The sequence below is a fragment of the Sphingopyxis lindanitolerans genome (genome assembly GCF_002993885.1).
Taxonomy (GTDB): Bacteria; Pseudomonadota; Alphaproteobacteria; order Sphingomonadales; family Sphingomonadaceae; genus Sphingopyxis; species Sphingopyxis lindanitolerans.
In genome coordinates this window covers 1,503,996-1,524,090 of record NZ_CM009578.1, presented here as the reverse complement: position 1 = coordinate 1,524,090, position 20,095 = coordinate 1,503,996, and the positions used below count along the sequence as shown (strand labels likewise).

The window sequence follows — 20,095 nt, the reverse complement described above, 5'->3', positions numbered from 1 at the left end:
GTAAATTTTCGTATAGCGTGTTTGACAATTAGCGGACGAGCGGAAGCCCGCCGAAGGTCACGATGCTTTCGCGGCCATCGTCGGAAACGGCTGAAACGCCAAAGAAATTATCATCGACGACGACTCCGGGAAGAATCAGCTCGGTGCCCGACGTCGCTGGAACGAGCCGCGAATCGGACCAGTCGCTGCGATCGGCGCGGCGCCAATGGACGCGATAGGCGGCGGCGTCCTCGACCGGTGTCCAGCGCACCGTCGTGTTCGAACTGAGCGCGCCGTCGATCCCGACCTCCGTCGGCGCCGGCGGCGCATCGGCGAGTTCGGTGATCAGCGCGGCGTTGAGCGCGGTGACGCGCGCCAGATAGGGAAAGTCCATCGCATCGACGGTATCGCCATATCTGCGGCCGTTTTCGGTTCGCAGATCCTGGTGCTGCTGGTCGTAATTCTCGATCCCGACCGTGAAGCGGATCGCCGGATAGCCGAGTTCGAGCGATGGAATATGGTCGCCGCCGCGGCGGAAACGGTCGGGGCGGCGCACCGCGACCACCTCCAGCCCGATCGCGGGATTGCGCTCCCCGGCGCGCACCGCCGCCTTGGCGAGCGCGCGCGACGGGCCGTCGTCCTCGCCGCCGATGCCGCGCCGGGCAAGTTGCGCCGCCAGATCTTCCGACATGCGGATGCCTTCGCTGAACACGCGGACGCGATTGTCGACGATCGTGCCGTCGGTCCCGCGCGTGTTGCCGACGATATCATTGTTGAGCATCGCGACGACCTGCCAGCCCTTTTCCTTCGCATGGCGCGCGAGCAGCTTGCCGCCCCACAATCCCTGTTCCTCGCCCGACAGCAGCGCATAGACGATCGTCGCGCGATGCTGGTGCTGCGACAGCAGCCGCGCCGCCTCGAGCACCAGCGCGGTGCCCGATCCGTCGTCATTGGCGCCGGGGGCGTCGGCGGTGATGTTCATCACATCGGTCACCCGGCTGTCGATATGGCCGGCGATCATGATCACGCGGTCGGGGTCGCTACCCTTTTGGATCGCGAGCACATCTTCGACGATCACGCCGTCGGGCGCGCGCGGCCCCTCAAAGCGGTCGCTGATCCGCTCGACGGCCAGGCAGCCGCCGCACGCTTTCGACAGGCGGGCAAATTCGGCGGCGCCCCAGTTGCGCGCGGCGCCGATGCCGCGCTTGGGATCGGTCGTCGATGACAACGTATGGCGGGTGCCGAACGAGACGAGCTTTTCGACGAGCGCCTTCAGTCGCGCCGGATCGGCGGCGGGGGTTTCGTCGCTGGCGACGGCGATGGTCGGTGTGGCGAGGAGCAGCGCGGCTGCAAATATGTGGCGAAGCATGGGGCATAATGGCGTGCCGCGCCGTCAAAGAAAAGCCCCTCCTCTTTCGAGGAGGGGCTTTTTAGGTTCCTATCGCAGACCCGAATAGTCGACGTCGACGACGCGGCCATAGCGGATGTCGCAGCTGAACTTACCCTTGTCATAGGAGCCGCCACGACCCCAGCGACCGCCATAGCCGTCGCGGACGACGACGCGGCCCTTGACCTTGTAGCCGTCGCGCTTGCGGTCGATGCTCGTCACCTGGGTGACGTCGGTGCGGCCATAACGGCTGGAGCCGCGCTCGACCGCGTTCACGCACTGGCTGACGGCGCTGCGGCTGTTGCCATAGCGATTATAGTCATAGCCATAGCCGTAGCGCGGGTCATTGTCGTAGCGGCCGCGATAGCGGTCGTTGTAACGGCCATCATAACGATCGCCATAGCGATCGTTGTAGCGGTCATTGTCCGATGCCGACAGGATCGCGGCGAGGCCGCCGATAACGACGGCACCGGCGATGATCTCGCCCGCGCTGATTCCGTCGCGATCATGGCGGTCGCGCGCGTTGGCGGGGACGGCGCTCATCAACATTGCGCCGGCGGTGGCCGCACCAATCGCGGCCTTGGTGAAGCTAGCTTTCATAGCCATGGTTCGGTCTCCAAAGTGCGCAGGCGGCACCCGTTGCGGCCTGTTGATATCCTTCTACCGATTCGGCGGTGACGCGGCCCTGAACCCGCCGCTTATCTGGCGTTCAGCCTTGGTTTTGCTGGCGTTCATAAAGAAAAGGCCCCTCGCCGCGAAGCGAAGGGCCTTGCGCGGGACGCGCGCCTCATCAGTGCGCGGGACGCGCGCCTCGTCAGTTGAAATTGACGTCGACGACGCGCCCGTTCCGATAACTGCAACCAAAGCTCTTCACCTCGCCGCCGAGCCGGGAGGCGGTGCCGGTCACATACCAGCCGCCATTGTTGGGTTCGGTGCCGGTGATATTGTCGACGCGGGCGTCGTCGCCCATCTCGCCTTCGACTGCCCAGCTACAGGCATCGGAGGCGCGGGTTTCGGCATCGTCATTGCCATAGGGACGGACTTCGGTGGTGCCGCTGCCATAGGCTCCCCCATCATCATCGCCGCGCGGTTCATAGTTCGGCGCATCCTGGCGCGGCTCGCGATAGGGCGGCTCATAGGGATAGTCGCGGTCGCGGCGATCTGCCTTGTCCTTGCTCGCGGCGCCGATCACCGCGGCGATGGTGCCGAGGATCAGCAGCCCGCCGACGACTTCGCCGGCGCTGATATGATCGCGGTCGCGATAGCCCCAGCCGCCGTGGCCGTGGCGACTGCGTGCTTCGGCGGGAACGGCGGCCACCGAAGACAGAACGATCGCCGTGGCGGTCGCAAGACTGGTGAATTTACGCATCGAGGGGCACTCCCACCCGCAGGGCCAAGGATGATCCGGCCCGCAATGACGCCGTGCTAGGCGCATCATGCTTTCGCGGCGCTGAACCGGCTTCGGGGCGCGATGAAGCGAAAGGGCCCGCCACCCCGGAGATGACGAGCCCGTTCGGAACCAGATGAAGGCGACCAGACCTGTCCGGGACGATCAGCAGCCACAGCGCGGCTTGGGTTTCGGCTTCCATTTGCGCTTGGCGACGGTGCGTTTGCGCACCGGAACATTTTCATAATAGGTGCGGGTGCTGGTCACGACCCTTTCGGTCACGACCGGCGCGCCGGAGATGATCGTCGTGACGACGACGCCCGGAGTGTAATAGCCATAGCCGTAACCGTAGCCGCCATAGCTGTAGCTCTGGGCATAGCCGCCCTGATAAGGGCCACCCGGATAGCCGCCATGCCGATAGCGCTCGCGGCCGGCCCACCATTCGTCGCATGCCTTTCTGTCGGCCCCGTTGCCGACCGCGGCGCCGGCGAGAGCGCCGGCGCCGCCGCCGATCAGCGTCCCCGCGGTGCGGTCGCCGTGCCCGGCGACGCGGTTGCCGACGAGGCCCCCCACGACTCCGCCGACAACCGCTCCGGTCACCGTGCCCCCCCGGCCACAGCGCCGCGCCATCTGTGCGTCCTGCCCATCATATCCCCCGCGATAGGCGCCGTCATAATAAGGATCATATTCGGGCGGCGGCGGATAGTCCGCGCCCGGGCGGCCCTCGACCGTTCCTTCGTAGGTGCCGTCGTAGCGGCGGCCGTCGGGCGCTTCATAGGAGCCGTTCCAGGTGCCGGTCCAGCGACCCTCGGCATCATAGGTGCCGCCGACTTCGCGATAGTCGACCTCGCTCGGGATGCGGTCGGGATAGCCGGTATAGACGCGCGCGTCGGGCGCCGACGGGCTGCCGTAGTCGAGCGTCGTTGGGGGCGCGGCGGGTTCGGCGCTGTTCGCGTGGCTTGCCAGCAGGAGGGTTCCCGCCGCTATGCCCAGAAGCAAAATCGTCCGCATGCCAAGCTCCCTGCTACCCCGCCCAGTCGTCCGCGCCGCGCGGCGACAAGCGATTGGTTAACAGCTTGTTAGCAAATCAGGCCGATTTTCGCGAATCCGTTAACCGTGAGTTTAGCGTCCCAATTTGGGCCATCACTTCTTCCCCGCCAAGAGGGAAGGGCGTGGCGGTCAGGGCATCAGCGCCGCGGCGATCCGGGCGATCAGCGCCTCGGCGCCGGCTTGATCCTCGTCGGTGAAACGCGATGGGTGCGGGCTGTCGAGGTCGAGCACGCCGATCAGCCGGCCATCCGCGACGATCGGCACGACGAGTTCGCTGCGGCTGTCGGCGTCGCAGGCGATATGGCCGGGAAAGGCGAAGACGTCCGCCACCCGCTGGGTTTCGCGAAGCCGCGCCGCGGCGCCGCAAACGCCCTTGTCGAGCGCGATGCGGATGCACGCGGCCTTGCCCTGAAACGGACCGAGGACGAGTTCGGTGCCGTCGAAGCGATAGAAGCCCGCCCAGTTGAGGTCGGGGATCGCCTGCCAGATCAGCGCCGCGACATTCGCCATGTTCGCGATGCCATCGGGCTCGCCGTCGACGAGCGCGGCGGCGGCGTCGGCGGCCTCGGCCCAGAGGGCGGCGGGGTCGGTGGCGGTAAAGGAAAGGGCATGGGACATGATGCCGCCTATGTCGGTGTCGGGGCGGGTTTTTGCAACGCTCTTCCCCCGATTCGGGCCTGGGCTTCCTATTCGGCCGAAAACATGCAACCTTCCTCTACGGCGTCGGGGCAGGGGCCGCGATGCGAGTGTCGGAGTATCGCAACAAGGGGGAAGATAATGAACGGTTTTGAAATCGGTGATCTCTTCAAGTTCGACAAGATGGTCGCGCCGACCGTCCTCAGGGTCGTTTATTGGCTCGGGTTGATCGGCATCGTGCTCGCCTGCCTCATGTCGATCTTCGGCGCGATCCAGATGATGTCCTATTCGGCGACGACCGGTCTCGGCACGCTGCTGGTCGCGATCATCGCCCTTGCCTTCGGCACGCTGGTGTGGCGCATCATCATCGAAATCTACATGGTGATCTTCAGCATCAACGACCGGCTGGGCGAGATCCGCGACCGCCTGCCTCCCAAATAAGCGGAGCGACGCCACTCCTCGTGGGCGTAAAATAAAATAGCCGTGTGCTCCCGCGAAGGCGGGAGCCCATCTCCGGTGGGCGCAAGATGGAACCGGCAGGAGATGTGTCCCCGCCTTCGCGGGGACACAGCCTTTTCCAACCGAAGACTCTCCAGCGGCCTATTCGACGGTCAACCCGGTCCATTTCGCGGCAAAGGCGTATTTGTCGGCGGCTTCGGCAATGATCTTGTCGGTCGGCTTGCCCGACCCGTGTCCCGCGCGCGTCTCGATACGGATCAGGTGCGGCTTGGGGCCGATGTCCGCATGCTGTAACGCGGCGGTATATTTGAAGCTGTGGCCCGGCACGACGCGGTCGTCGGTGTCGGCCGTGGTGACGAGGATCGCCGGATAGGCCGTGCCGCCCTTGATATTATGATAGGGCGAATAGGCGAGCAGGGTCCGGAAATCGGCCTCCTTCGACGGATAGCCATAATCATCGACCCAATAGCGCCCGGCGGTGAAGCGGTCGAAGCGCAGCATGTCCATCACGCCGACCGCGGGCAGCGCGGCGGCGAACAGGTCGGGGCGCTGGTTGGTGACCGCGCCGATCAGCAGGCCGCCGTTCGAGCCGCCCTCGATCGCGAGCTGGCCCTTGCCGGTGATCCCCTGGCCGATCAGATATTCGCCCGCGGCGATGAAATCGTCGAAGACATTCTGTTTCTTGTCGAGCCGGCCGGCGTCGTGCCATGCCTTGCCATATTCGCCGCCGCCGCGCAGGTTCGCGACGACATAGACGCCGCCGGCATCCATCCACGCGAGCTTGGTCGGCGAAAAGCCGGGGGTCATCGACACGTTGAAGCCGCCATAGCCATAGAGCAGGGTCGGCGACCCCTTCGACCGGTCGAGGCCCTTTTTCATGACGACGAACATCGGCACTTCGGTGCCGTCCTTCGACTTGTAGAAGCGCTGCTCGACCGAGAATTGCCTGGGGTCGAAGGTCAGCTTGGGCGCCGCGAAAACCTCGCTCTTCCCGGTGACCGTATCGAGCCGGTAGATCGTCGTCGGGGTCGCGAAGCTGGAAAAGGCATAGAAGGTTTCGGGGTCTTTGGGATTGCCGCCAAAGCCCGATGCCGACCCGATATCGGCAAGGTGGATGGTCGAGATCGGCTTGCCGTCGAGCCCGACCATCTCGGCCTCCGACTTGGCGTCGCCGAGGTAGGAAAGGATGATGCGATTGCCGACACGCGATGCGCCGACCAGCGTCGCTTCATTCTCCGCGACCAGTTCGGTCAGCGCGCCGGGTTTGCGGATGTCGAGCGACACCAGCCGCTGGCGCGGCGCGTCCTTGTTGGTCAGGAAGGTGAAGCGCGGGCCCTCGTTGGCGACATATTCCCAGTTGTTCGCATAATCATCGACCAGATCGATCGGTTTGCCCGCGCCCTTGGCGCCGATTGGATAAAGGGTCAGCGCATAGCGTTCGTCGGTGCCTTCGGACCCGGTGACGATCAGATATTTGCCGTCGTCGGTCACTTGCGCGCTGTTGTTCAGCTTCGGCTTGTCGGGGGTCGCGTGGATCAGCGTGTCGGCGCTCTGCGGGGTGCCGAGCCGGTGGAAATAGACCGTGTGATTTTCGTTGAGCGATTGAAAGGCCTCGCCTTCCTTCGGCTCGGGGAAGCGCGAATAGTAAAAGCCGCTGCCGTCCTTTGCCCAGGACAGCCCCGAGAATTTCACCCAGCGAATCTCGTCGCCGGTGTCCTCGCCGGTCGCGACATCCTTGACGCGGACGATGCGCCAGTCGGTGCCGCCGTCCTGCACCGAATAGAGGAGATGCTTGCCGTCCTCCGACGGTTCCCATTCGGCGAGCGCGGTGGCGCCGTCCTTCGCCCAGCCATTGGGGTCGATCAGCACCCGGCCTTCACCCTTGATCCCGTCGCGCACGAACAGCACCGATTGCGGCTGCAACCCGTCGTTGCGGCTGTAGAAATAGCGGGCGCCCGCCTTGCGCGGCAGGCCAAAGCGCTCGTAATTATAAAGCTCGGTCATCCGCTTCTGAAAGCTCTCGCGCCCCGGCAGCGTCGCGAGATAGGCGTCGGTGACCTTGTTCTCGGCCGCGACCCACGCCGCGACCTTGGGGTCCACGCGGACATCATCCTCCAGCCAGCGATAGGGGTCGGCGACATCGACGCCGAACTGCGGGTCGACGACATCACCGCGTGTCGTCGCCGGATAGGCGAGGGTCGGAGCCGGTGCGGCGGTCGCCGCCGCGTCGGCCGCGTGCGCGGCGGTCGGCGCGGTCATCAGCAGGGCCAGCGCCAGCGGCGCGCGAAAATGGGTACGGGGCATGGCAAGGCGATCCTCATCGTCAGGGTAATATTCGTACGCCGCACTGTAAGGATAGAAAAGGGCGGGGCAAGGAGTTTGGCGCCGGTCCGGCGGCCGGTTTCGACTGATAGCTAACCCATCCATTCCTCGTCACCCCGGATTTGATCCTGAGTCCCGCTGCGGGGGAGAAAGCTGCCGACGCGCCAAAAAAGCGTCATCCCGGGTCAAGCCCGGGATGACGAAGGGAGGCCGCGATGACAAAGGTCGGGGATGGCCGGTTTCGACCGGAAGCTGGCGTTGCCAATTCCTCCCCGGAACGGGGAGGGGGACCGCCCGAAGGGTGGTGGAGGGGTCGCAGCGGTGCGTCCTGACGAGAGGTTTCGACCCCTCCGTCAGCCCTGCGGGCTGCCACCTCCCCGTTCCGGGGAGGAACTGGCAACGTCCGCTTCCCACCCCAATACAGACATCGGCTTCAAATGGGCCTTTCCTACATTATCCGGCTGTGCCAGCTTTGATCCGGCTCTTTCATTTGGTGGATAAAGGCGATGCCGGTCCAGCTTGCGGGTGCGGCCACGGCGAGGCGGGCTCGGCGCGTTCAGCACGCCGCGGGGCCCGGATCGGGGATGCAAGAGGCTGAACTTTCCTGAACTTTGGACATGGCCACGCGCTCCTTGTGCCGACCAGCCCCCCGATCCAGCCATTCGCGCCCGCTCAAAAAGAAAAGGGCGGCCATCCTAACGGACGCCGCCCTTGATCCTTTGTCGCTGAACGCCGCGGCTTACGCGTCTTCCAGTTCCTCGTCGGTCATCACCGGACCCGAATCCTGGCCCTTGGCATCGACGTCGCGATCGACGAATTCGATGATCGCGATCGGCGCGGCGTCGGAGGCGCGGATGCCGGCCTTGATGACGCGGGTGTAGCCGCCGTTGCGGTCCTTGTAGCGCTCGGCGAGGACGTCGAACAGCTTCACGAGCTGGGTGTCGTCCATCAGGCGGCTCATCGCGAGGCGGCGATTGGCAAGCCCGCCACGCTTCGCCAGCGTGATCAGCTTTTCGATATAGGGACGCAATTCCTTCGCCTTGGCGACGGTCGTCGTGATCTGCTCATGCTTGATGAGCGCCGCCGACATGTTGCGGAACAGGGCCGTGCGATGCGCGCTCGTGCGCTGCAGCTTCCGGCCACCCGATTTATGACGCATAATCCATTCCTTCGTTTGTCAGAGGGGCCGTTCGAGGTACCCCAAGCCAGGTCGATTTGCGGGCCGACCCATTTCCCGCCCCGTCGCCCCCGCCCTTCGACGCCGCCGCAGGCGGCGTCGAAGGGCGGGGGCGACGTGCTTTACCCAAGCAGCTCCTGTTCGAGCTTCTTGGCCATTTCCTCGATATTTTCCGGCGGCCAGCCGGGGATATCCATGCCGAGGCGCAGGCCCATCGACGACAGCACTTCCTTGATTTCGTTCAAGGACTTGCGGCCGAAGTTCGGGGTGCGGAGCATTTCGGCTTCGGTCTTCTGGACCAGATCGCCGATGTAGATGATGTTGTCGTTCTTGAGGCAGTTGGCGCTGCGAACCGACAGTTCGAGCTCGTCGACCTTCTTGAGCAGGAAGCGGTTGAGCTGGTTGACGTCCGACTCGTCGGCGGTGGTCGGCGAGGCCGCCATGCCAATGAGGCCGCTGTCGTTCATCGCTTCTTCGAAGTGGACGAACACCTGGAGTTGGTCCTGGAGGATGCGCGCGGCGTAAGCGACGGCGTCTTCCGGGGTCACCGTGCCGTCGGTCTCGACGGTCAGGCTCAACTTGTCGAAATCGAGCTCCTGGCCGATACGCGCATTGTCGACCTTGTAGGCGACCTGGCGGACGGGCGAGAAGAGCGAGTCGACCGGGATCAGGCCGATCGGCGCGTCGGCCGGGCGGTTGGCGGTCGCGGGGACATAGCCCTTGCCGCTGTCGGCGACGAGTTCCATGTTCAGCGTCGCGCCGTCGTCGAGGTGACAGATGACGTGGTTCGGGTTCATCACCTTGATGTCGCCCGACACCATGATGTCGCCGGCCTTGACGGTCGCGGGACCGGTAGCCGAAAGCTGGAGCCGCTTCGGACCTTCGCCTTCCATCTTGAGGGCGATCTGCTTGACGTTGAGGACGATGTCGGTGACATCTTCGCGCACACCGGCCAGGCTCGAGAATTCGTGCAGGACGTTCTCGATCTTGATCGACGTGATGGCCGCACCCTGGAGCGACGACAGCAGAACGCGGCGCAGCGCGTTGCCAAGCGTCAGGCCGAAACCACGCTCAAGCGGTTCGGCGACGAAGGTCGCCTTGCGCTTGCCGTCGCCGCCGGCCTTGATTTCCAGGTTGCTGGGCTTCTTCAATTCCTGCCAGTTCCGGATATTGACAGTCATGGACTTCCCTTTGCTAGTGGCGGGACAGGCAGGGGTCGGCGGCCGGTCCGGCGAGAGATTTGGTACGGGCGGGCCCCGACGGGGTGCGCCCGAAAAGGCGTCAGACGCGGCGGCGCTTGGCCGGGCGGACCCCATTATGCGGGATCGGCGTCACATCGCGGATCGAGGTGATGTGAAAACCGACCGCCTGCAGCGCACGGAGCGCCGATTCACGACCGGCGCCGGGGCCCTTGACCTCGACCTCGAGCGTGCGGACGCCATGTTCGGCGGCCTTTTTGCCCGCGTCCTCGGCGCAGACCTGCGCCGCATAGGGGGTCGACTTGCGGCTGCCCTTGAATCCCATCATGCCGGCGCTCGACCAGGCAATCGCATTGCCCTGCGCATCGGTGATGGTGATCATCGTGTTGTTGAAGGTCGCGTTGACGTGGGCCACACCCGACGAGATGTTCTTGCGTTCGCGCCGACGAAGACGCTGCGGTTCACGAGCCATTATGCTGTATCCTACCTAAATCCGTAAAGCGGGCCGGGGCGCAGCCGCGAGGGCGGCCGCCGGCGCGGAAAACCGGCTTACTTCTTCTTGCCGGCGATCGGCTTCGCCTTGCCCTTGCGGGTGCGCGCATTGGTGTGCGTGCGCTGGCCGCGAACGGGAAGGCCCTTGCGATGACGCAGGCCGCGATAGCAGGCAAGGTCCATCAGGCGCTTGATGTTCATCGCCGTGTTGCGGCGCAGGTCGCCCTCGACCGTGTGGTCGGCGTCCAGCGTTTCGCGGATCTGCAGGATTTCGGCGTCCGAAAGATCCTGGATGCGGCGCGCATGGTCGATGCCCAGCTTGTCGGCGATGCCGACGGCGGTCTTGCGGCCGATGCCGTGGATATAGGTGAGCGCGATGATAACGCGCTTGTTGGTGGGCAGGTTGACGCCCGCAATACGTGCCATACTGTTCTTTCTCCTGCTCCACAGGGCTCGCTGGCAGACGAGTCCTATCTCAAAGCGTCTGATTCCCAACGCAAAAAACGGACCACGAATACGCTTGCCGCGTTTCGCCGTCCGGTCAGGCTGTCGGAATGGAGGCGCAACTAAGGTGAGTCGGCCTGAAAGTCAAGCGAACTGCGGTGGTTCGCGCGGAGTGATCGGCGATCAGGACTGCGAGGTAAGCGCGACGGCGCGATCGTGCAAGCGGCCGACGACGGCCCGGTGGATTCCCGGGGCGCAGGCGATCACGCCAAAGGCCTGCGCGCGCGGGGTGTTGAACGCCAGCGCCTCGCCGAATGCGTCGGTCACGACCGCCCCCGCCTCGGTTGCGATCAGCGCCGCAGCGGCGACGTCCCACTCGAAACCCCAGCGCAGTGTCGCGACGAGGTCGGCGCGGTCGTCGGCGACGAGCGCCATGCGCAGCGCGATGCTGTTCGGCTTGGTGACCATGATCAGGTCGCGGTCTATTTTCGGCAGGCTGTCGGCGGGAACACGCGATCCGTCGAAGGTCATCCGCTGGCTCGCGCGCAAGGCTTCGCCGTTGAGCGTCGCGCCCCGGCCCTTCTGTGCGACCCACAGTTCGTCGAGTGCGGGGGCATAGAGGACGCCGAGTTCGGGGGTGCCATCGACGACGAGCGCGACCGATACGCACCAGCCGGGACGGCCGCGGATAAAGTCGCGCGTGCCGTCGATCGGATCGACGCACCACATCGCGCGGCACGACAGGCGATCGGCGTTGTCGGCGGTTTCTTCGGACAGCCAGCCCGCGCGCGGCTCGATCGCGCCGAGCACCGCCTTCAGCCGTGCATCGACGGCCAGGTCGACGTCGCTGACCGGATTGTCGTGCGACTTGTTCCAGACGCTCACCGCCTTGCCCTCACCGCGCCACCGCGCCATCGCCATGTCGCCGACCTCGCGGGTCGCGGCGATCACGGCTTCGAGGTTGCGGCCCGGCATCGGTGTCTGGCCCTGTTTTAGCTGCTCGCGACGGTCATGCCGTCGATACGGAGCGTCGGCGCGTTGACCGCGTGGCGGAATGCGAGGTCGTTCGCGGGAACGAGCGCGGCGAACATGTCGACGAGGTTGCTCGCGATCGTGAACTCGGCGATCGGACCGGCGATCCGGCCACCCTGGATAAGGAAGCCCGATGCGCCGCGGCTGTAATCGCCGGTGACGGGGTTGACCCCCTGGCCGATCAACTCGGTGACATAAACGCCGTCCTGAATGTCGGCCATCAGCGACTCGGGGCTGACCGTCCCCGCCGCGAGGTGAAGGTTGCTCGCGGTCACGCCCGCCGCGCCGCCGCCGCGGCTCGCGTGGCCGGTGGGGGCAAGGCCGAGTTGCTTCGCCGACGCCGTATCGAGCAGCCAGCCGGTGATCTTGCCGCCGGTCACGATGTCGCGCGCCGCGGTCGGCAGTCCCTCGCCGTCGAAGGCGCGGCTGCGCAGGCCGCGCGGGCGGTGCGGATCGTCGCGGATGACGATGCCGCTGTCGAACAATGGCTGCGTTTCCTTGCCGAGCAGGAAGCTGGTGCCGCGTGCGACGGCGGGCCCAGCGATCGCGGCGAGGAGATGGCCGATGATGCCGCCGCTGACCCGCGGATCGAACAGGATCGGCACCTTGCCGACGGGCGCCTTGCCGGGGTTCAGCCGCGCGACCGCGCGGGTGCCCGCGCGCGCTCCGATGGCTTCGATGCTTTCCAGGTCGGATAGGTGGTGCGCGCTGTGCCAGCCATAGTCGCGCTGCATCGCCGCGCCTTCGCCCGCGATGACGCTGGCCGAAACGCTGTGCCCGCTCGATCCATAGCCGCCGGCGAAGCCGTGGCTGGTCGCGAGCGCGAAGCGGGTGCGGCTGTGGCTGGCGCTGCCGCCTTCGCTGTTGGTCACGCCGGGAACCGCGCGCGCCGCTTCTTCGACGCCAAGCGCCGCTTCGCGCAGCGCCTGCGGGTCGGCTTCGCTGCCGTCGTCGAGGTCGAAATCGGGCGCCGGTCCCTTGAACAGCAGTTCCTCGGGGGCAAGGCCGGCGTAGCGATCCTCGGGTGCCTCACGCGCCATGGCGACGCAGCGTTCGACCAGCTTGGCGAGTTCACCCGCGTCCATGTCGGCGGTCGACACGCTCGCGCTGCGCTGGCCGACGAAGACGCGGAGCGAAATGTCCTGTCCTTCGGATCGTTCGACATCCTCGAGCGCGCCGAGGCGCATCGAGACCGACGTGGCGGCATTGCAGTAATAGAGCGCGTCTGCGGCGTCGGCGCCGGCTTTGGTCGCGGCGTCGCACAGCATCTGCGCGCGATCGAGGGCTTCGGCAACGGTCAGCATGTCCGCGCCCTATACGCCGCGCGGGCGAGCGTCAAAATCTAAAGTCGAAGGATCAGCGCGCGATCGCGGCGATGGCGTCGGTCGCGGCCATCGCGCCGCTGACCCAGAGGAAGGGTAGCGTCAGTGCGGCGACCCACAGGCGGCGGACATCGCGGCGGAAGCGGGCGTGCAGCCCCCAGCTTGCCAGCGCCTGGCGGCTGAGATGATACCAGTGGCGTTCGGTCATCCGCGCGATCGGGACGGCGAGCGCGAGCAGCATCACCAGCGCCACCGCGATCAGGCCCGAAGGTGCCCCGGCGGCGATCGCACTGGTCACGAGCCAGATCTGCAAAGCGGCAAAGGCGATGAGCGCTGCGGCAGCGTGGACGGTCATTCGGCGACCCAGGCTGCGTGCAGGTGGTACGCTTGCAGTCGATCGGCGCCAAAGGCGCGGTCCGAATGTCGATGCCATGTTTTCAGCCCCTCCGGCTGGCGATTCCCAGAAACGCCACGTTTTGCCCCAAAAATTCCCAAGTCAAGACACTCTGCCAGCGATTCGTTAATTTTTGCATTCGTTTCGTCCCGGATTCGCAACGAATCCGGGACGGGGCGTCAAAATCGCGGCCATATCGGCGCTATTCGACCGATTTTATGACCATTTGGCGATCAATCGCGGACCGGTGCTTCGGAAAGCCATATCTGCTCAGGTGATGCTTGACGGCGGCTCGGGCTGGCGATTAGCGCCTCTGGTGGATTGCAACCTAAGGAGATGCGATGCGCCGCCCCAAGCTTGCCGATACGATGCGCGATTATAGCTGGCCGCTGTTCCGGGCCGATGCGCTGGCCGGGGTCAGCGTCGCGCTCGTGGCGCTGCCTTTGTGCATCGCGATCGCCATCGCGTCGGGCAGCACGCCCTTCGTCGGCCTCGTCACCGCGATCATCGGCGGGCTGATCATCTCGGCGACGAGCGGCAGCCGGGTGCAGATCGGCGGGCCGACCGGTGCCTTCATCGTCGTCGTCTATGGCGTGATCCAGGATCACGGGATGGACGGTCTGATCGTTGCGACGATCATGGCGGGAATCATCCTGACGATCGCCGGCTTCTTTCGCGCCGGCCGGTTGATTGCGCTGGTCCCCGAACCGGTGATCAACGGCTTTACCATCGGGATTGCGACGATCATCGCCGCCAGCCAGCTCCAGGACGCGCTCGGCCTGTCGGTGGGCAAGGTTCCGGCCGACATGATCCCAAAGATCGATGCCCTATGGGCGGCACGCGCGACATTCAGCCCCGTGGCCTTGGGCGTCACTGCAGCGACCGTCGCCGCGATCCTGCTGCTGCGCCGCTGGCGCCCGCGCTGGCCCGTGCTGGTGATCGCGGTCGGCCTCGCCTCGCTGGCCGTCATCGCCTTCCACCTGCCGGTCGACACGGTGGGATCGCGCTTCGGCGCGCTGCCGTCGGGACTCCCCGCGCCGCACTGGCCGCAGGTAAGTGCGAGCCGCCTCGTCGAGCTGCTGCCCTCAGCCTTCACCATCGCTTTCCTCGCGGGGGTCGAATCCCTGCTCTCCGCGATCGTCGCCGACCGCATGTTCGACGGCCATCACCGGCCGAGCGCCGAACTGCTCGCGCAGGGCTATGCGAATATCGTGACGCCGCTGTTCGGTGGGCTCCCCGTCACGGGCGCGATCGCGCGCACCGCGACCAACGTCCGCGCGGGCGGGCGCACGCCGATCGCGGGGATTGTGCACGCACTGGCGATCCTCACGGTTCTGCTCGTCGCCGGCAAGCTGGCGGGTGCGCTCGCGCTGCCGGCGCTTGCGGCGGTGCTGCTCGTCACCGCGCTCAACATGGCGGAGCCCGAGAAATGGCGCGAGCATCTGGCGTTGCCGCGCGACGAATTGCTGCTGCTGGCGCTGACGCTGCTGCTGACAGTGTTCGCCGACCTCACGATCGCGATCGGGATCGGCGTTGCGCTCGGCCTGCTCCTGCGCTGGTGGAAAGGGCGCGGAGCCGCACCTTGGACGCCGCGCGGGGGGTGAGCGGCCCAGTTTGCTAAACTGACCCTGTCCCCGCGAAAATGAGGACCCATTTCCCGCCGGTTCAAGATCGGACCGACCGGAGATGGACCCCGCCTGCGCGGGGGAGCAGCTACGTTTTTTCGCCCCTAGAGCGGCGTGCGTTTAATCTGCACCGCCCTTTATCCGTTCGTGTCGAGCCCTTCGACTGCCTTGGCAGGCGCTCAGGATAAACTTCGGCCTTGGCCGAAGTCGAGACACCCATCGGCCTTGCTCCACGACGATGGGTGTCTCGACTTCGCTCGACACGAACAGGGTGTGAGTCAGATTTAAGGCTCGATGCTCTAATTCTTTGGCGGAACCGGCAGTTCGGCCGCGTCGGGTTCGGCTTCGGTTTCCGCCGAAGCGGGGGCAGGGCCGAGGCCGCTGGCCTGGCGTTCGAGCTCCTCGGCCGCCTTCTGCCGTTCGGCGAGCGCCTTTTCCTCGGCGACCACCGCGGCTTCGACCTCGTCCGACGCCGCGTCGATGCCGGCGATGCGCTTGGCGCGTTCGTCGGCGATCATCGTCTGCCAGTCGGTCTTGTCGGCCGCCTGGCGTTCGGCCTTGGCGCCCGCGAGCAGCGCCTGCGTGCAGCCGGTGAAGCCGCCGAGCCCGACCGGCGAGCAGCTATCGGTGCCGAACCGGCCGACGCGCTCCATCGAGGTCACGCGGTTGAGCCACGCCTGGTTGCGCGGGTCGAGCGGATCGCCGCCGCGAAAGATCTGCGGCACACGATACCGATCCTGTTCGGGCAGGCGGTTGCAGACGACGATCTCGTCGGGGCTCGACGCCTCGCATTTGTCGTCGCCATAGATGATCACCTGATTGACCTTGTCGGCGTTCACCGGGGCATCCTGCGCAGCGGCGGGCAGGGCGGCGAGGCTGCTGGCGAGAAACAGCGCGGCAAGCGGCAGGCGGGTCATCGGTATTTCCTTCGTTGCGTTTCAGCCGGAATGGCATGCGCTCTCTGCATAGGCAATGAACATCCCATCATCGTTCCATCATCGTTCGCACTGCGTGGCGATGAGAGACGTATCTATCAGATACGCTTCGACAGCGCGATGGCTGCGCGGCAGCCCGCGCGGATCGCGAGGCTGAGCAATGGATAGCCCGGGGCGCTTTCGGCCCCCGCGGCGAGCGCGGCTTCCTTGTGCTCAAGCTCTTCGGCTCGGAAATCCTCGACCGCGGCGCTGAGTTCGGGATCGCTGTCGCCCAGCGCGTCGATCTGGTGGCGATAATGGCGATCGATCTCGGTCTCGACCGCGGCGGTGCAGGCCATGGCGGCGCGGGGACCCATCGCGGCGGTCACCGCGCCCAGCGCGAAGCCCGCGACGTTCCAGACGGGCTGGAGCGCGGTCGGCCGCACCCCGCGTCGCGCGACCATCGCGTCGAAATATTTGCGGTGCCGCTCTTCCTGTTCGGCCATATGCGCGATCTCGCGCGCCATCGGGTGGCGGTCGCCCATCACCGCGAGTTGGCCGGCATAGATGCGCGTCGCGCCATATTCGCCGGCCTGGTCGACGCGGATCATCGAGGCGGTGCGATCCTTGCTCATGCCGATGATGTGCTCCGGCGGCGCAGCAAGGTCAAGACGAGCGCGGCCGCGGCGAGCGAGAAGATCGCGTTGAAACCGGCGAGCGAGATGCCGAACAGCCGCCATTGCGCGACGTCGCAGCGGATGATCGGCGCCGCCATGATCTCGTCGAGCGAAATCGGGCCGCTATGGCTCGTGCTGCACGTCGTCAGCCCTTCCCACAGCCCATATTCGACCCCGGCGTGGAAAATACCGATCGCGCCGCTGATCGCGATTCCGACGGCGGCGAGCCATGTCAGCGCGCGCATTGCCGTGTCGTTACGGTTCAGCAGCAGCGCGAGCAGCGCCAGCACGATCGCCGCCTGGTGCGGCCAGCGCTGCCAATAGCACATTTCGCACGGATGAAGGCCAAAGCCGAACTGCGACACGAGCGCGCCGCCGTACAGGAGCAGCGGGGCGGCGAGCGCGACGAGCGGCGCGGCGAGACGCGATTTCAGCATCAGGGACCCTCTCGACGTCTATCAGTTGCGCGCCGCCGGCTTGGCGGCCGGCTTGCCGCCCTGCGCCATGCGCGGCGTTGCCGGGCCGATCCGCCCGATCGTCTGCAAGGCATAATAAAGCTGGTAATCCTTGATCCCTTTGGCCTTCAGGTCGGCGGCGGTCGCGGTGAAGCGCGGATCGTCCTTCTCGTCCTTTTCGAGCAGGCTGTTGTCGACCTTCTTCTCGTTGATCAGGTGGCGGCGAAGGTCGCTTTCGCGGAAGCGCGGGCGGTCCTTGTAATCGGGATCCGAAAGTTGCGGGACACGGATATCGGGTTCGATCCCGCCTTCCTGCACGCTGCGGCCCGAGGGGGTGTAATAGCGCGCGGTGGTGAGGCGCAGCGCCGTGGTGTCGGTCAGCGGCAGCACTGTCTGCACCGACCCCTTGCCGAAGCTGCGCTCGCCCATGATCACCGCGCGATGCTGGTCCTGCAATGCGCCCGCGACGATTTCGGAGGCCGAGGCCGAACCGGCGTCGATCAGCACGATCATCGGCGCGCCGCCGGCGAGGTCGCCCGGCTCGGCGAAATAGCGCTCGATATCGTCCTTCTTGCGCCCGCGCTGCGAGACGATTTCGCCGCGATCGAGGAAGATGTCGCTGACCCCCACCGCCTCGTCGAGCAGGCCGCCGGGGTTCGAGCGCAGGTCGAGCACCCAGCCGCGCGGCTTGTGCCCCAGCGATTTTTCGACCGACAACATCGCGGCCCTGAGGTCGCGGGTCGCGTCGGCGGAGAAGCTGGCGATGGTCAGCACGCCGACGTCGCCTTGCACTTCCCATTTGACCGGCTTGACGTCGATGATCTCGCGGGTCAGCGTCATCTCGATCGGCTTGTCCTGGCCTTCGCGCACGACGGTGATCTCGATCTGGGTGCCCGGGCGCCCACGCATCTGCTCGACCGCTTCGTCGAGCGTCATGCCGAAGATCAATTCCTTGTTGATATGCGTGATATAATCGCCCGCCTTGACGCCGGCGCGGTCGGCGGGGGTGCCGGCGGTGGGCGTGATCACCTTGACCACCCCATCCTCCATCGTGACCGACAGGCCGAGGCCGCCATATTCGCCGTCGGTCTGGGTGCGCAGGTTCGAATAGTCGCGCGCGTCGAGATAGCCCGAATGCGGGTCGAGGCTGGCGAGCATGCCGTTGATCGCACCCTCGATCAGCTTGTCGTCGCTGACCGGCTCGACATAATTGGATTTGACCTCGAGGAAGACGTCCATGAAGCGCGCGATTTCCTGCTGCGTCGATGCGTCCACCGTCGCCATCGCCCCGGTCGCGAGCGGGACGAGCGCCAGCGTCGAGAGCGCGGCGGCGCCCTGCCACAGCGCGAAACGGCGCCGGGGGGAAGAAGCGGTCTGGGTCGATTCGGTCATGGTCATCTTTCAATCGCGCAGGCGTAAGCCTGCCTTATAATCCCCGGTGCGCCATCCTCCTACGCCTTTCTGGGGGCGTCAAGCGGGAGTTCTCGGTGCGGAACGGGGGGGTCACCCCAGCATCCGGGCGATGTCCACCGGCCGGCCTGCGCGGCGCAGTTCGACCGTGATCCGGCTGTCGTCGGACCCGGCGCGACCGATCGGCGCCCCGGCGTCCAGCGTGTCGCCGACCCCCGCCGACAGGGCGATCATGCCGGTGACCAGCGAGATCCAGCCGCCGCCATGATCGATGATGACGATCTTGCCATAACCGCGATAATGACCGGCAAAGCTGACCCGTCCCGGCGCCGGGGCGACGACCTGCCCGCCGGGCCGCGCCGCGATGGTGATGCCGCGCGACCGCACGCCGCTGTCATTGACCTCACCCAACCCCGCGACGATGCGTCCGACGACGGGCAGGCGATAGACGCCGCGCGTCAGTTCGGCCTCGGCCGGCACTGGCGGGGCGGTCTGCGTTACCGCGCGCGTCGGGTCGCGCGGGCGCGCGATCGGTCCCGCGAGCTGCGCCAGTTCGCCGCGCACCGCGCCATCGGTTTCGAGCGCGTCCATCAACTCGACGATATCGCGCGCCTTCTCGCCGAGACCGAGGGCGCGGTCGGCCTCGAGCTGGGCGCTGCTCATCAACTCGCGCGAGCGCAGCCGCCCTTCATTCTCAAGCCGGGTCAGCGCGTCGCGGCGTTCGGCCAGTTCGGTCCTGCTCGCGGCAAGCGCCTGCAACGCGATTCCCTGCTGCTGCCGCGCGGTGCGCAGTTCGGCGAGTTCGCGCCGCACGCCTGCGGTGCGCCGCTCGATCACCGGCATGGCGGCGTCGATGACAGCGCGCGCGTGGACCATGTCGGTCAGCGATCCGGGCTGGGCGAGCACGCTCACCGGCGGCTGACGGCTGAGCTGCTGCAGCGCCGCGGTGAGTTCGAGCAAGGGCTGCTGCTGTTCGGCGAGCCGGGCCTGCTGCGCCTTCAGCCGCCGCGTGACGAGCGCGACGCGCGCTTCGCCGGCATTGATGTCGGCTTCGGCCGACTGGATGCGCGCGGCGAGCGCGGCGCTGCGCTTTTTCAGCCGCTCGGCCTCGTCGTGCGCCGCGCTCGCCTGCGCCTCGGGCGCGGCGCTGCGTGCCATCGCGTCGGCCGATTGTCGCTTGGCGGTCAGGAGCTGCTGGCGCTCGCGCTCGGCGATCGCCTGGGGGTCGAAGACGTCGCTTTGGGCGAGCGCCAGCGTGCCGCCGACGACGGCGAGGCCCAGCGCCAGGGGCGCGGTCCACCGCCTCATTGCCGCCCCTCGCGGTGATAGGGGTGTCCTGCTATGATGCTCGTCGCGCGCCACAATTGCTCGGCGAGCATCGCGCGCGCCATCAAATGCGGCCAGGTCGCGCGGCCAAAGGCGATAACCTTGTCGGCGCCCTCGCGCTCGGCGGGCGTGAAACCATCGGCGGCGCCAAGGCAGAAGCGCGCCTCGCGCACCCCGCCGTCGCGCCATTTTTCCAGCAATCCGGCAAATTCGAGCGACGAAAGCTGCTCGCCGCCCTCGTCGAGCAGGATGGTGCGGCTGTTGTCGGCCGCGGCGGGCATGCGTCCGCCGGTGTCGGGAAGTTCCGAAATCTTCTGCGCCCAGGTCACGCGCTTCATATAGCGTTCGACCAGCTCGGCCTCGGGCCCCCGCCCGATGCGCCCGCGCGCGATGATGTGCAGCAACATG

Annotated in this window: 21 protein-coding genes; 2 read left to right on the top strand and 19 right to left on the bottom strand. The window is 66.5% G+C overall.

The window, feature by feature from the left end; all coding sequences use genetic code 11:
- Positions 1 to 28 precede the first annotated feature (28 nt).
- The 5 genes from CVO77_RS07340 to CVO77_RS07320 all read right to left on the bottom strand — a co-directional run bounded on the left by CVO77_RS07340 (position 29) and on the right by CVO77_RS07320 (position 4,421).
- On the bottom strand, positions 29 to 1,348 hold the full coding sequence (locus CVO77_RS07340; RefSeq protein ID WP_105998559.1) for a M28 family peptidase: 1,320 nt from the start codon (positions 1,346 to 1,348) through the stop codon (positions 29 to 31).
- 69 nt (positions 1,349 to 1,417) lie between these two features.
- Complete coding sequence (locus CVO77_RS07335; RefSeq protein ID WP_105998558.1) at positions 1,418 to 1,972, bottom strand: hypothetical protein; 555 nt, start codon at positions 1,970 to 1,972, stop codon at positions 1,418 to 1,420.
- 208 nt (positions 1,973 to 2,180) lie between these two features.
- Complete coding sequence (locus CVO77_RS07330) at positions 2,181 to 2,735, bottom strand: hypothetical protein (protein ID WP_105998557.1); 555 nt, start codon at positions 2,733 to 2,735, stop codon at positions 2,181 to 2,183.
- Positions 2,736 to 2,918: 183 nt separating this feature from the next.
- On the bottom strand, positions 2,919 to 3,764 hold the full coding sequence (locus CVO77_RS07325; RefSeq protein ID WP_105998556.1) for a glycine zipper 2TM domain-containing protein: 846 nt from the start codon (positions 3,762 to 3,764) through the stop codon (positions 2,919 to 2,921).
- A gap of 168 nt (positions 3,765 to 3,932) precedes the next feature.
- Positions 3,933 to 4,421: a GAF domain-containing protein gene (locus tag CVO77_RS07320; protein ID WP_105998555.1), complete on the bottom strand. Its 489-nt coding sequence runs from the start codon at positions 4,419 to 4,421 to the stop codon at positions 3,933 to 3,935.
- A gap of 159 nt (positions 4,422 to 4,580) precedes the next feature.
- Between CVO77_RS07320 and CVO77_RS21245 the strand changes: the two genes are divergently transcribed.
- Positions 4,581 to 4,880, top strand: coding sequence for a DUF4282 domain-containing protein (locus CVO77_RS21245; protein WP_158258018.1), 300 nt, complete (start codon positions 4,581 to 4,583; stop codon positions 4,878 to 4,880).
- A gap of 159 nt (positions 4,881 to 5,039) precedes the next feature.
- Here CVO77_RS21245 and CVO77_RS07310 read toward each other — a convergent pair whose 3' ends face one another.
- The 8 genes from CVO77_RS07310 to CVO77_RS07275 form a co-directional block, all read right to left on the bottom strand.
- Positions 5,040 to 7,202, bottom strand: coding sequence for a prolyl oligopeptidase family serine peptidase (locus CVO77_RS07310; RefSeq protein ID WP_192878884.1), 2,163 nt, complete (start codon positions 7,200 to 7,202; stop codon positions 5,040 to 5,042).
- A 757-nt stretch (positions 7,203 to 7,959) separates the two neighbouring features.
- The gene (gene rplQ / locus CVO77_RS07305) at positions 7,960 to 8,379 is read right to left on the bottom strand and encodes a 50S ribosomal protein L17 (RefSeq protein ID WP_105998553.1); all 420 of its coding nucleotides are present in this window, start codon (positions 8,377 to 8,379) and stop codon (positions 7,960 to 7,962) included.
- Positions 8,380 to 8,519: 140 nt separating this feature from the next.
- Positions 8,520 to 9,578 (bottom strand): DNA-directed RNA polymerase subunit alpha, encoded by a 1,059-nt coding sequence (locus CVO77_RS07300; RefSeq protein WP_105998552.1) that lies wholly within the window; start codon positions 9,576 to 9,578, stop codon positions 8,520 to 8,522.
- 100 nt (positions 9,579 to 9,678) lie between these two features.
- Entirely contained in the window at positions 9,679 to 10,068 is a 390-nt protein-coding gene (rpsK, locus tag CVO77_RS07295) for a 30S ribosomal protein S11 (RefSeq protein ID WP_003040416.1), read from the bottom strand.
- Positions 10,069 to 10,145: 77 nt separating this feature from the next.
- Positions 10,146 to 10,514 carry a 30S ribosomal protein S13 gene (gene rpsM / locus CVO77_RS07290; protein WP_105998551.1) on the bottom strand — a complete coding sequence of 123 codons (369 nt, stop codon included), beginning with the start codon at positions 10,512 to 10,514 and terminating at the stop codon, positions 10,146 to 10,148.
- 201 nt (positions 10,515 to 10,715) lie between these two features.
- Positions 10,716 to 11,507, bottom strand: coding sequence for an inositol monophosphatase family protein (locus tag CVO77_RS07285; RefSeq protein WP_105998550.1), 792 nt, complete (start codon positions 11,505 to 11,507; stop codon positions 10,716 to 10,718).
- 17 nt (positions 11,508 to 11,524) lie between these two features.
- The gene (locus CVO77_RS07280) at positions 11,525 to 12,868 is read right to left on the bottom strand and encodes a TldD/PmbA family protein (RefSeq protein ID WP_105998549.1); all 1,344 of its coding nucleotides are present in this window, start codon (positions 12,866 to 12,868) and stop codon (positions 11,525 to 11,527) included.
- Positions 12,869 to 12,920: 52 nt separating this feature from the next.
- On the bottom strand, positions 12,921 to 13,241 hold the full coding sequence (locus CVO77_RS07275) for a hypothetical protein (RefSeq protein WP_242446132.1): 321 nt from the start codon (positions 13,239 to 13,241) through the stop codon (positions 12,921 to 12,923).
- 380 nt (positions 13,242 to 13,621) lie between these two features.
- Between CVO77_RS07275 and CVO77_RS07270 the strand changes: the two genes are divergently transcribed.
- Entirely contained in the window at positions 13,622 to 14,884 is a 1,263-nt protein-coding gene (locus CVO77_RS07270) for a SulP family inorganic anion transporter (protein WP_105998547.1), read from the top strand.
- Between the two features lie 320 nt (positions 14,885 to 15,204).
- On the opposite strand, the gene CVO77_RS07265 is transcribed toward CVO77_RS07270, so the two are convergent.
- From CVO77_RS07265 to CVO77_RS07240, 6 genes are all read right to left on the bottom strand, one after another.
- The gene (locus tag CVO77_RS07265; protein WP_105998546.1) at positions 15,205 to 15,822 is read right to left on the bottom strand and encodes a hypothetical protein; all 618 of its coding nucleotides are present in this window, start codon (positions 15,820 to 15,822) and stop codon (positions 15,205 to 15,207) included.
- A 116-nt stretch (positions 15,823 to 15,938) separates the two neighbouring features.
- The gene (locus tag CVO77_RS07260) at positions 15,939 to 16,454 is read right to left on the bottom strand and encodes a demethoxyubiquinone hydroxylase family protein (RefSeq protein ID WP_105998545.1); all 516 of its coding nucleotides are present in this window, start codon (positions 16,452 to 16,454) and stop codon (positions 15,939 to 15,941) included.
- The gene (locus CVO77_RS07255) at positions 16,451 to 16,933 is read right to left on the bottom strand and encodes a disulfide bond formation protein B (protein WP_192878883.1); all 483 of its coding nucleotides are present in this window, start codon (positions 16,931 to 16,933) and stop codon (positions 16,451 to 16,453) included. Before CVO77_RS07255 ends, CVO77_RS07260 begins: the two co-directional genes overlap by 4 nt.
- A 21-nt stretch (positions 16,934 to 16,954) precedes the next feature.
- Positions 16,955 to 18,343, bottom strand: coding sequence for a S41 family peptidase (locus tag CVO77_RS07250; protein ID WP_106000709.1), 1,389 nt, complete (start codon positions 18,341 to 18,343; stop codon positions 16,955 to 16,957).
- A 111-nt stretch (positions 18,344 to 18,454) separates the two neighbouring features.
- A complete protein-coding gene (locus CVO77_RS07245; RefSeq protein WP_105998543.1) occupies positions 18,455 to 19,669 on the bottom strand; it encodes a murein hydrolase activator EnvC family protein in 1,215 nt (404 codons plus the stop codon).
- Positions 19,666 to 20,094, bottom strand: a complete 429-nt coding sequence (locus CVO77_RS07240) for a 23S rRNA (pseudouridine(1915)-N(3))-methyltransferase RlmH (RefSeq protein ID WP_105998542.1) — start codon at positions 20,092 to 20,094, stop codon at positions 19,666 to 19,668. The genes CVO77_RS07245 and CVO77_RS07240 overlap by 4 nt, the downstream gene beginning before the upstream one ends.
- Position 20,095: the final 1 nt, after the last annotated feature.

Coding starts and splice junctions, on each gene's coding strand:
- CVO77_RS07340 (WP_105998559.1), bottom strand. CDS start 1,348: ATGCTTCGCCACATATTTGCAGCCGCGCTGCTCCTCGCCACACCGACC.
- CVO77_RS07335 (WP_105998558.1), bottom strand. CDS start 1,972: ATGGCTATGAAAGCTAGCTTCACCAAGGCCGCGATTGGTGCGGCCACC.
- CVO77_RS07330 (WP_105998557.1), bottom strand. CDS start 2,735: ATGCGTAAATTCACCAGTCTTGCGACCGCCACGGCGATCGTTCTGTCT.
- CVO77_RS07325 (WP_105998556.1), bottom strand. CDS start 3,764: ATGCGGACGATTTTGCTTCTGGGCATAGCGGCGGGAACCCTCCTGCTG.
- CVO77_RS07320 (WP_105998555.1), bottom strand. CDS start 4,421: ATGTCCCATGCCCTTTCCTTTACCGCCACCGACCCCGCCGCCCTCTGG.
- CVO77_RS21245 (WP_158258018.1), top strand. CDS start 4,581: ATGAACGGTTTTGAAATCGGTGATCTCTTCAAGTTCGACAAGATGGTC.
- CVO77_RS07310 (WP_192878884.1), bottom strand. CDS start 7,202: ATGCCCCGTACCCATTTTCGCGCGCCGCTGGCGCTGGCCCTGCTGATG.
- rplQ (WP_105998553.1), bottom strand. CDS start 8,379: ATGCGTCATAAATCGGGTGGCCGGAAGCTGCAGCGCACGAGCGCGCAT.
- CVO77_RS07300 (WP_105998552.1), bottom strand. CDS start 9,578: ATGACTGTCAATATCCGGAACTGGCAGGAATTGAAGAAGCCCAGCAAC.
- rpsK (WP_003040416.1), bottom strand. CDS start 10,068: ATGGCTCGTGAACCGCAGCGTCTTCGTCGGCGCGAACGCAAGAACATC.
- rpsM (WP_105998551.1), bottom strand. CDS start 10,514: ATGGCACGTATTGCGGGCGTCAACCTGCCCACCAACAAGCGCGTTATC.
- CVO77_RS07285 (WP_105998550.1), bottom strand. CDS start 11,507: ATGCCGGGCCGCAACCTCGAAGCCGTGATCGCCGCGACCCGCGAGGTC.
- CVO77_RS07280 (WP_105998549.1), bottom strand. CDS start 12,868: ATGCTGACCGTTGCCGAAGCCCTCGATCGCGCGCAGATGCTGTGCGAC.
- CVO77_RS07275 (WP_242446132.1), bottom strand. CDS start 13,241: ATGACCGTCCACGCTGCCGCAGCGCTCATCGCCTTTGCCGCTTTGCAG.
- CVO77_RS07270 (WP_105998547.1), top strand. CDS start 13,622: ATGCGCCGCCCCAAGCTTGCCGATACGATGCGCGATTATAGCTGGCCG.
- CVO77_RS07265 (WP_105998546.1), bottom strand. CDS start 15,822: ATGACCCGCCTGCCGCTTGCCGCGCTGTTTCTCGCCAGCAGCCTCGCC.
- CVO77_RS07260 (WP_105998545.1), bottom strand. CDS start 16,454: ATGAGCAAGGATCGCACCGCCTCGATGATCCGCGTCGACCAGGCCGGC.
- CVO77_RS07255 (WP_192878883.1), bottom strand. CDS start 16,933: ATGCTGAAATCGCGTCTCGCCGCGCCGCTCGTCGCGCTCGCCGCCCCG.
- CVO77_RS07250 (WP_106000709.1), bottom strand. CDS start 18,343: ATGACCGAATCGACCCAGACCGCTTCTTCCCCCCGGCGCCGTTTCGCG.
- CVO77_RS07245 (WP_105998543.1), bottom strand. CDS start 19,669: ATGAGGCGGTGGACCGCGCCCCTGGCGCTGGGCCTCGCCGTCGTCGGC.
- CVO77_RS07240 (WP_105998542.1), bottom strand. CDS start 20,094: ATGTTGCTGCACATCATCGCGCGCGGGCGCATCGGGCGGGGGCCCGAG.